At 56.7% G+C, this 319-nt stretch carries 1 protein-coding gene; it reads right to left on the reverse strand.

What is annotated here, in order from left to right; genetic code table 11:
* Window positions 1–89: 89 nt before the first annotated feature.
* Window positions 90–319 (reverse strand): hypothetical protein (locus tag EN818_RS33400; RefSeq protein ID WP_210237336.1); only part of this gene is annotated, 230 nt, incomplete at its 5' end.

Raw genomic sequence — 319 nt, forward strand, 5'->3', positions numbered from 1 at the left:
GACGAAAAAGCACTGTCTTCCTATTCCCGACAATTCACAGCCTACACGCCGGCTGTTCCAGCCGGGCTTCGACCACCATATCTTGCGCTTTACGGTCGCCAGAAGGCAATCGCGACTTTGATATAGCCATCCGCAACCCCGACAACAACCGGAGGCCGTCCGCGCGGTGGCCGCACCGCCAGATTTTGGTAAGGTCCGTCTCCTCCAACATCGGACAATCGCGGCGAATTTGAGAAGCGGTTTTCGGCTAATTGTCGCAGCCAAATGATCGATACGCTACCGCAGATACTGGCTGACTTCGACCAGGTTGCCATCCGGG

This window comes from Mesorhizobium sp. M3A.F.Ca.ET.175.01.1.1 (genome assembly GCF_004791945.1).
Lineage (GTDB): Bacteria > Pseudomonadota > Alphaproteobacteria > Rhizobiales > Rhizobiaceae > Mesorhizobium.